The 8,613-nt window shown below is 72.8% G+C and carries 8 protein-coding genes and 1 pseudogene; 5 read left to right on the top strand and 4 right to left on the bottom strand.

Going from position 1 to position 8,613, the window contains the following annotated elements:
- The 3 genes and pseudogenes from MTQ10_RS24070 to MTQ10_RS24080 form a co-directional block, all read right to left on the bottom strand.
- Nucleotides 1-393, bottom strand: a pseudogene (locus MTQ10_RS24070) (hypothetical protein); the annotation flags it as partial.
- Between the two features lie 7 nt (nucleotides 394-400).
- Complete coding sequence (locus tag MTQ10_RS24075) at nucleotides 401-655, bottom strand: MoaD/ThiS family protein (protein ID WP_247472254.1); 255 nt, start codon at nucleotides 653-655, stop codon at nucleotides 401-403.
- A gap of 79 nt (nucleotides 656-734) precedes the next feature.
- Nucleotides 735-1,661 (bottom strand): alpha/beta hydrolase, encoded by a 927-nt coding sequence (locus MTQ10_RS24080; protein ID WP_247472255.1) that lies wholly within the window; start codon nucleotides 1,659-1,661, stop codon nucleotides 735-737.
- 186 nt (nucleotides 1,662-1,847) lie between these two features.
- Here MTQ10_RS24080 and MTQ10_RS24085 point away from each other — a divergent pair, with 186 nt between their 5' ends.
- The 5 genes from MTQ10_RS24085 to MTQ10_RS24105 all read left to right on the top strand — a co-directional run bounded on the left by MTQ10_RS24085 (nucleotide 1,848) and on the right by MTQ10_RS24105 (nucleotide 7,407).
- Nucleotides 1,848-2,627, top strand: a complete 780-nt coding sequence (locus MTQ10_RS24085; RefSeq protein ID WP_247472256.1) for a response regulator transcription factor — start codon at nucleotides 1,848-1,850, stop codon at nucleotides 2,625-2,627.
- 107 nt (nucleotides 2,628-2,734) lie between these two features.
- Nucleotides 2,735-3,757, top strand: coding sequence for a LacI family DNA-binding transcriptional regulator (locus MTQ10_RS24090; protein ID WP_247472257.1), 1,023 nt, complete (start codon nucleotides 2,735-2,737; stop codon nucleotides 3,755-3,757).
- A 258-nt stretch (nucleotides 3,758-4,015) separates the two neighbouring features.
- Nucleotides 4,016-5,083: a S1C family serine protease gene (locus MTQ10_RS24095; protein WP_247472258.1), complete on the top strand. Its 1,068-nt coding sequence runs from the start codon at nucleotides 4,016-4,018 to the stop codon at nucleotides 5,081-5,083.
- A gap of 138 nt (nucleotides 5,084-5,221) precedes the next feature.
- A complete protein-coding gene (locus MTQ10_RS24100; RefSeq protein ID WP_247472259.1) occupies nucleotides 5,222-5,953 on the top strand; it encodes a response regulator transcription factor in 732 nt (243 codons plus the stop codon).
- Nucleotides 5,950-7,407, top strand: coding sequence for a sensor histidine kinase (locus tag MTQ10_RS24105; protein ID WP_247472260.1), 1,458 nt, complete (start codon nucleotides 5,950-5,952; stop codon nucleotides 7,405-7,407). The genes MTQ10_RS24100 and MTQ10_RS24105 overlap by 4 nt, the downstream gene beginning before the upstream one ends.
- A 196-nt stretch (nucleotides 7,408-7,603) precedes the next feature.
- Here the strand turns inward: MTQ10_RS24105 and MTQ10_RS24110 are convergent, their stop codons facing one another.
- Nucleotides 7,604-8,515, bottom strand: a complete 912-nt coding sequence (locus tag MTQ10_RS24110) for a type VII secretion protein (protein WP_247472261.1) — start codon at nucleotides 8,513-8,515, stop codon at nucleotides 7,604-7,606.
- Nucleotides 8,516-8,613 lie beyond the last annotated feature (98 nt).

Here is an 8,613-nt window from a genome sequence, read left to right on the forward strand (position 1 = left end):
GGTCTGCGGGGCGAGGGCCTCCTGCTGCGGGGCGGCGGCGTAGGCCTGCGGCGGGAGGTACGCCGTCTCCTCCACGCCGACCGCCGTGACCGGCGCCTGAAGATGGGTCTCCCAGGTCCGGCCCTGCCACTGCTGGGTCTGCTGCTGCGGGTCCTCGTCGTAGGGTTGCTGCCCGAACGACGCTTGGTGCCCGAACGACGCCTCGTGCCCGTACGACCCCTGATGTCCGTACGACGCCCGGTGCCCGTGCGGCTCCTGGTGCGGCGCGTGCTGCCCGTACGCCTCCTGCTGTCCGTACGACGTCTGCTGATACGGCCCCGGCTGCTGTGCCTGGCCCTGCTGCGGCCGGCCCTGCTGCGGGTACGGCTGCTGCTGATACGGCTGCTCGGTCATCGCCGGCTCACCCTCCTGCGAACGGCGGGAGCACCTCGACCGTGCCGCCCTCGGTCAGCCGTACCGTCTCGTGCCCGCGCGTGCCCACCGGATCCCCGTCGACGAGGAACGAGCAGCGCTGAAGCACGCGTGTCAGTTCGCCGGGGTGCTTCATGCGCACCGCGGCCAGCGCGTCGGCGAGGGTGTCCGCGTCGTACGGCTCCTCGGCGACACCGGCCGCGGCCTTGGCGGCCGCCCAGTAGCGCACCGTGACCTGTGCCATCTCGTCCCTCGGGTGGGTTCGTCGGTGGACCGGTCGGCTCCTCGCGGAACCGGTCGGTCGGCTGTGAACACCGGAAAGGCTAGCCGCCCTGCGCGAGCGCCCAGCGCGCGATGCGCTCCAGCAGGTCGTCGGCGGCGGCGTTCTCGGCGTGGCCCATCCCCGGCTCCACCCACAGTTCCCCGTGGTCACCGGCCGCGGCGGCCAGCATGCGGGGGTGGTCGAGGGGGAAGTAGGCGTCGCGGTCGCCGTGCACGATCAGCAGCGGCGCCGGCGCGATCCTCGGCACCGCCTGCACCGGGGAGAGCGGCACCGGGTCCCACTCGCGGTGGTGGATACGGGTGCGGAACCCGTAGCGGCCCACGAGCCGGCCTACCGGGCGGGTCACCAGCCAGTGCAGCCGCCGCATCGGCGCCGTACCGCGGTAGTACCACCGGGCGGGCGCGCTCACCGACACGACCGCGTCCGTGCGCCCCTCGTGCGCCTGTGCATCCGTGAAGCGCTCCTCGGGTGCGCGCAAGCCGTCCCGCCCGCCGTCGGCGTCGCCCGCGCCGCGCCCGCCGCCGCACAGCGCCGCGTGCCGCAGCACCACCGAGCCGCCCATGGAGAAGCCGACGGTGACCACGCGCGCGTGGCCGAGCCGGCGCGCCCACGCGACCGCGGCGGCCAGGTCCAGCACCTCGCGGTCGCCGACCGTGGAACGCCCGCCGGAGGCCCCGTGACCTCGGAAGGAGAAGGCCACCACGGCGCCGTACCGGCGGAAGACCGACACGACGCGCCGCACGTGCGGCCGGTCCACATCGCCCGTGAAGCCGTGCGCGACGACGAACACCGGGCGTCCGGAAGGCTGCGCGGAGGTGTCGCCGGCCGCCGTTCCGGGGTCGTACACCGCGTCGATGGACACCCCGTCGGCGGTCCGCAGAAACGTGCGCGCGGGCCCCCGCCCGGCCGTCTCACTCCTCGGACGATCGGTGGAACGCGCCACATCTCCTGCCGGACCACAGCTCATGTGGGCTATTCTGCTGGGCAGAGGATCCGGGCAGCGTAGCCCCCGGGTCCTTTTGTGCTTTCGGAAGCGTTGTATACGAAGCGGGAACGACAGCGGGACACTCGCTCGTGTATGGGGCCTTTCGGGATCGCAGAGCAGTGCTGTGGCCGAAAACGTCCTCGCAGGGACCGAGGAGGAACCAGACGTATGAGTTCTCTGCTGCTCCTGACCAACGCCCTCCAGCCGTCGACGGAGGTGCTGCCCGCGCTCGGACTGCTCCTGCACAACGTGCGGGTCGCCCCGGCGGAGGGCCCCGCCCTGGTCGACACCCCGGGTGCCGACGTGATCCTCGTCGACGGCCGGCGTGACCTCCCGCAGGTGCGCAGCCTCTGTCAGCTGCTGCGGTCCACCGGCCCCGGCTGCCCGCTCGTCCTCGTCGTCACCGAGGGCGGCCTCGCCGCCGTCACCGCCGACTGGGGCATCGACGACGTCCTGCTCGACACCGCGGGTCCCGCCGAGGTGGAGGCACGGCTGCGGCTGGCGATGGGCCGGCAGCAGATCGTCAACGACGACTCCCCGATGGAGATCCGCAACGGCGACCTGTCCGTGGACGAGGCCACCTACTCGGCCAAGCTCAAGGGCCGCGTGCTGGACCTCACCTTCAAGGAGTTCGAGCTGCTGAAATACCTGGCCCAGCACCCCGGCCGGGTCTTCACCCGCGCCCAGCTCCTCCAGGAGGTCTGGGGCTACGACTACTTCGGCGGCACCCGCACCGTCGATGTGCACGTACGGCGGCTGCGGGCCAAGCTCGGCCCCGAGCACGAATCGCTGATCGGCACTGTCCGGAACGTCGGTTATCGATTCGTTACGCCGGAAAAGACCGACCGGTCCGCCGAGGAGGCCAAGGCCAAGTCCGAGCGGACAAAGAGGGATGAAGCGGACACTTCATCGTCCGTGAGCCCCTCCGAGGTCACCGCCGACGCCTGATCGCTGCCGGAGAGCGACCGCGCCGACCGTTGCGGTCGCACATTCCCGGCGTATCCACGCTCTGATACGCCCTGCCCAGAGCGGGTCTCTCCGCGTAGACTCCGCGCGTGGCCAAGGTGACTCGGGATGACGTGGCGCGGCTGGCGGGGACCTCCACCGCCGTGGTCAGTTACGTCATCAACAACGGACCCCGGCCGGTCGCCCCGGCCACGCGCGAGCGTGTCCTCGCCGCGATCAAGGAGCTGGGGTACCGGCCCGACCGGGTCGCCCAGGCGATGGCGTCCCGCCGTACCGACCTCATAGGGCTGATCATCCCCGACGCCCGCCAGCCCTTCTTCGGCGAGATGGCCCACGCCGTGGAATGGGCCGCCGCCGAGCGCGGAAAGATGGTCCTCGTCGGCAACACCGACTATGTCGCAGAACGCGAGGTCCACTACCTGCGTGCCTTCCTCGGAATGAGGGTCTCCGGCCTGATCCTCGTCTCCCACGCGCTGAACGACCTCGCCGCCGCCGAGATCGACGCCTGGGACGCCCGCGTCGTCCTGCTGCACGAGCGGCCCGAGGCCATCGACGACGTCGCCGTCGTCACCGACGACCTGGGCGGCGCCCAGCTCGCCGTACGCCACCTCCTGGAACACGGCTACGAGTACGTCGCCTGTATGGGCGGCACCGCCGAGACCCCCGCCGTCGGCGACCCCGTCTCCGACCACGTCGAAGGCTGGCGGCGCGCCATGGACGAAGCCGGGATATCCACCGAGGGCCGCCTCTTCGAGGCCCCGTACAACCGGTACGACGCCTATCGCATCGCCCTGGAGATCCTCTCCGGACCCGACCGGCCCCCGGCGATCTTCTGCTCCACCGACGACCAGGCCATCGGCCTGCTGCGGGCCGCCCGCGAGCTGCGCATCGACGTGCCGGGCAAGCTGGCAGTCGCCGGCTTCGACGACATCAAGGAGGCGGCGCTGGCCGACCCGCCGCTGACCACGGTCGCCTCCGACCGCTCGGCGATGGCCCGCTCCGCCGTCGACCTCGTCCTCGACGACGGGGTACGGGTGGCCGGCTCACGCCAGGAGCGGCTGAAGGTGTTCCCGTCCCGGCTCGTCGTACGGCGGTCCTGCGGCTGCGACTAGGGCGCGGAGCGAATCTCTGTTCTCTGAGGCGGGCCCGACGGTCGTGCCCCGGCCGGCGACCGACCCTCGCCCGACAGCCCGCACCTGCCCCGGCCGGCGACCGACCCTCGCCTGACAGCCCGCGCCTTGGCCGGCGTCTGACGGCCGCCCTCCCGATCATCGCCCGACCAGCGTCTTTATATCGGGCATACGAGGTTCTGTCGGGCTTCTCAGCCCGGTCTCAGGCGGCTCTCATGGTCGGCGGCGAGGCTCACCGACATGACCGAGAGCGAGAGCTACTACCAGCAGACCCCGGTGAACCCCGAGTGGCCGCCCCCTCCGGTGTACCCCCCGGCACCTGCTCCGGTGCAGGGCGCGACTCCGGCACCGGCCCCGGCGCACGGCGCGCCCCCCGCTCCGCCGCAGCCCCCGGCGCACGGCATGACCGCCGCCTCCCCGGCTGACGCCCCGGCGCCCAAGAAGCGCGCCCGTGGCCCCGTCGCCCTGCTCGCCGCCGTCGCGATCGTGGCCGCGGCGATAGGCGGCGGCACCGCCTACGGCATCCAGGAACTCACCGGCGGCGACAGCAGCGCCCCCGGCACCACCGCCACCAGCGTCGTCCCCGCCTCCCAGAAGGGCGACATCGCGGCAATCGCGGCGGCCGTCAGCCCCAGCATCGTCGAGATCCGGGCGACCCTGCCGAACGGCTCCTCCACCGGCTCCGGCGTGATCATCACCTCCGACGGCGAGATCCTCACCAACAACCACGTCGTCGCCGGCGCCACCCGTGTCGAGGTGGAGACCAGCGACGGCAAGAAATACAGCGCGTCCGTCGTCGGCACCGACAGCAAGAAGGACCTCGCCCTGATCAAGCTGGAGGGCGCCTCCGGGCTGAAGGCGGCCCGCCTCGGCGACTCCAGCAATGTCCAGGTCGGCGACACGGTCGTCGCGATCGGCTCGCCCGAGGGCCTCACCGGCACCGTGACCAGCGGCATCGTCTCCGCCCTCGACCGTGACGTCACCGTCTCCACCGACGAGGGGCAGCAGCAGCGCGGCGGCGACAACGGCTGGCCGTTCGAGTTCGGCGGCCGGCAGTTCAACGGCGACACCGGCTCGTCCACGACGACGTACAAGGCGATCCAGACCGACGCCTCCCTCAACCCGGGCAACTCCGGCGGCGCGCTCATCGACATGAACGGCACGATCATCGGGATCAACTCCGCGATGTACTCCGCCTCCGGCTCCGACTCGTCCTCGGACGCCGGCAGCGTCGGTCTCGGCTTCGCCATCCCCATCGACACCGTCAAGGCCGACCTGGCGAACCTGCGCTCCGGCGCACAGGACTGACCCCGGCGGACGGCGTACGCACGACCCGGCCCGGTGGGCTTGGCCGTGCGCCCGCCGGACATGCGACGCTGAGACCGGCCGCGCGGATGGGCCTCGCGGCCGTACGACCACACCACCGCACCCGAGGAACCGCCACCGATGAGCCCCGCCGAAGGCGACCGTGACCCGCAGCGCATCCTGATCGTCGACGACGAGCCCGCGGTGCGCGAGGCCCTCCAGCGCAGCCTCGCCTTCGAGGGGTACGCCACCGAGGTCGCCGTCGACGGCGCCGACGCGCTGGAGAAGGCACTGGCCTGCCGGCCCGACCTGATCGTCCTCGACATCCAGATGCCCCGCATGGACGGCCTGACCGCCGCCCGCCGCATCCGCAGCGCCGGCGACACCACGCCCATCCTGATGCTGACCGCTCGGGACACCGTCGGCGACCGGGTGACCGGCCTGGACGCGGGCGCCGACGACTACCTCGTCAAACCGTTCGAACTGGACGAGCTGTTCGCCCGTATCCGCGCCCTGCTGCGCCGCAGCTCCTACGCCGCAGCCGTGGCCGCCGCCGAGGACGACGACGTGCTCAGCTTCGCCGACCTGCGGATGAACCTCGCCACCCGCGAGGTCACCCGCGGCAACCGGACCGTCGAGCTGACCCGCACCGAGTTCACCCTGCTGGAGATGTTCATGGCGCACCCGCGCCAGGTCCTCACCCGCGAGCAGATCCTGAAAGCCGTGTGGGGCTTCGACTTCGAGCCCAGCTCCAACTCCCTCGACGTGTACGTCATGTATCTGCGGCGCAAGACCGAGGCCGGCGGCGAACCCCGCCTCGTGCACACCGTCCGAGGCGTCGGCTACGTCCTGCGGCAGGGCGGCTCGGAGTGAACAAGCTCCTGCGCCGCGTCCGCACACTTCCGCTGCGCTCCCGGCTGGCGCTGCTCGTCGCGGCGGCCGTGGCGTTCGCGGTCGCCGCGGTGTCGGTGACCTGCTGGTTCATCGTCCGCGGCAAGCTGTACGCCGAACTCGACGCCGACCTGCGCTCGGCGGCGGCCCGCCCCGTGCAGCAGAACCTCTTCCTGTCGGCGATCGACAGCTGCTCCTCGTCCCCGTCGAGCAGCCTGCCGTTCGGGCCGCGCGTGCGGGGCTACTCGCAGATCGTGCGCGCCGACGGCAACACGTGCGTCTTCCCCGGCGCGACCGGCACCGTGAAGGTCACCTCCGCCGACCGGGCCTTCGCCGAGCACCCCGACCCCGAGACCCCGATCATCCGCAACGGCACCGACAGCGACGGCAACCCGGTCCGCGTACTGACGACCGCACTGGTCGTGGACGCGCCGACCGGGCGCTACGCCGCGCAGAACGCCGCCCTGCTCATCGCCGTACCGCTGCGCAGCACCGAGGCCACCCTCAACGAGCTGGCCCTGCTCCTGCTCCTCGTCTCCGGTGTCGGTGTGCTCGGCGCGGGCGCCGCCGGGCTCGCCGTGGCGCGCGCCGGGCTGCGGCCCGTCGACAAGCTGACGGAGGCCGTGGAGCACGTGGCCCGCACCGAGGACCTGTCGATCCGCATCCCCGTGGACGACGACAGCGAGGACGAGGTGGCCCGCCTGTCCCGCTCCTTCAACTCGATGACGTCCGCGCTGGCGTCCTCCCGCGAGCTCCAGCAGCAGCTCATCGCCGACGCCGGGCACGAGCTGCGCACCCCGCTGACCTCCCTGCGCACCAACATCGAGCTGCTGGGCCGCAGCGAGGAGACCGGCCGCCCGATCCCCCCTGCCGACCGCAAGGCGCTGCTGGCCTCGGTGAAGGCGCAGATGACCGAGCTGGCCTCGCTCATCGGCGACCTTCAGGAACTGTCCCGTTCGGAGGCGCAGCGCGGGGAGCGGATGCAGGTGGTGTCCCTGGAGGACGCCGTGGAGTCGGCACTGCGCCGGGCGCGGCTGCGCGGACCCGAGCTGACGATCACCGCCGCGTTGGAGCCGTGGTACGTCCTCGCCGAGCCGGCCGCGCTGGAGCGGGCCGTCGTCAACATCCTCGACAACGCGGTGAAGTTCAGTCCCGACGGCGCCACGATCGACGTCCGCCTCGCCGACGGTGTCCTCACCGTCCGCGACCACGGGCCGGGCATCCCCGCCGATGAACTCCCGCATGTCTTCGACCGGTTCTGGCGCTCACCCAGCGCCCGCGCGCTCCCGGGTTCCGGCCTCGGCCTGTCCATCGTCGCCCGCACGGTCCACCAGTCCGGCGGCACGGTGACCCTCGCCCCGGCGGAGGGCGGGGGGACGGTGGCGACGGTACGGCTGCCGGGGGCGCCCACGCCGCCGCCGGGGGAGGCGCCGTAGAGGGTCTTCGGGGTGGCGCCGTAGAGGGCTTCAGGGAGGCGCCGCAGGGGGCTTCGGGGAAGCGCCGCAGGAGGTTTCGGGGGAGCCGTAAGGGGGCTTCGGGGAGGCGCCAAAGGGGTCTTCAGGGAGGCCCGTAGGGGGCCGACTGGCTGGCGGGGTGGACGCCTTCGGCGTCGTGCCCCCGGGGCTCGGGGGCCTACCTGCGCTGGACGTGCACCGCGCGCTGTAGTGACTCGGCGGCCAGCCGCACCGCCGCGTCCCGGGTTCCCTGCCCCAGCATCTCCGTGTGGATCGGGCCGCCCTGGGCCAGATGCCGGTCGTACGGGATGAGTACGACCGGGACGCCCGGCTCCCGCAGATGCGCGGCGGCGGTCTTCGTGTCCAGCGTCGCGTCCGGGGAACCGGCGATCAGCGCGACGACGGTCGTGGCGAGCGCCGAGTGCGGCAACTGGCCCAGCCAGTCCAGCACCTGGCGCGTCCCGTGGATGCCCTCGGCGGTCATGGGCGCCACGACCACGCGCGCGTGCGCGGTGTCCATCGCGGTCCGCGCCACCTCGCCGGGCAGGGTCTCGCAGTCCACGACGGTCACCGCGAAGTGCCGTTGCAGATTCAGCGTCACCGTGCGGTACGTCTTCACGTCCAGCGGCGCCCCCACCCGGCCCTGCCCGGCGGGCAGCAGCCAGCCGCCGTCGGTGACGGGCACCAGGTAGCCGATGATGTCCGTGAGCTGCATGCGCGGCTTGAGGATGCGGGCCAGGTCGGCGCAGCTCCAGCGCACCGACTGGGCGCCCATCCGCACGGGCAGCGTGCCGAGCGCGCCGTCCGCCTCCAGGGTGAGCACCGGGTCGTGCCGGTGGTGGTTGAAGGTACGGCCGAGCAGTGCGGCCACGGTCGACTTGCCGACGCCTCCGCGGATCGACGTCACCGCGATGATCCGGCCGATGCCGACCGGCTGCCGCACCTCGTGCGCCAGCCGCTCCGTCTCCGCCGCCCCCTGCCCGCCGACGGTGGCGATCCGGCGCAGTGAGCGCCCGGCCCGCTGCGTCAGCGTGTCCCCGTGCTGCGGCCGACCCAGCGCCACGGCCAGCCGGGGGTCGATCGTCGGCAACGACTGCGGGGCGGGCGCTCACTGCGCCGGATCGCCACCGTCGGCGGGCAGGGGGCGGCGGAGACGGAGCGGCTGGCGCACGAGGGGCGGCAGCCGGT

It is taken from the genome of Streptomyces sp. XM83C, assembly GCF_023072675.1.
GTDB lineage: Bacteria > Actinomycetota > Actinomycetes > Streptomycetales > Streptomycetaceae > Streptomyces > Streptomyces thermocoprophilus.

Bases quoted from the DNA above. Each gene is read 5' to 3' on its own strand.
- MTQ10_RS24075 (WP_247472254.1), bottom strand. From the start codon at position 655: ATGGCACAGGTCACGGTGCGCTACTGGGCGGCCGCCAAGGCCGCGGCC.
- MTQ10_RS24080 (WP_247472255.1), bottom strand. From the start codon at position 1,661: ATGAGCTGTGGTCCGGCAGGAGATGTGGCGCGTTCCACCGATCGTCCG.
- MTQ10_RS24085 (WP_247472256.1), top strand. From the start codon at position 1,848: ATGAGTTCTCTGCTGCTCCTGACCAACGCCCTCCAGCCGTCGACGGAG.
- MTQ10_RS24095 (WP_247472258.1), top strand. From the start codon at position 4,016: ATGACCGAGAGCGAGAGCTACTACCAGCAGACCCCGGTGAACCCCGAG.
- MTQ10_RS24100 (WP_247472259.1), top strand. From the start codon at position 5,222: ATGAGCCCCGCCGAAGGCGACCGTGACCCGCAGCGCATCCTGATCGTC.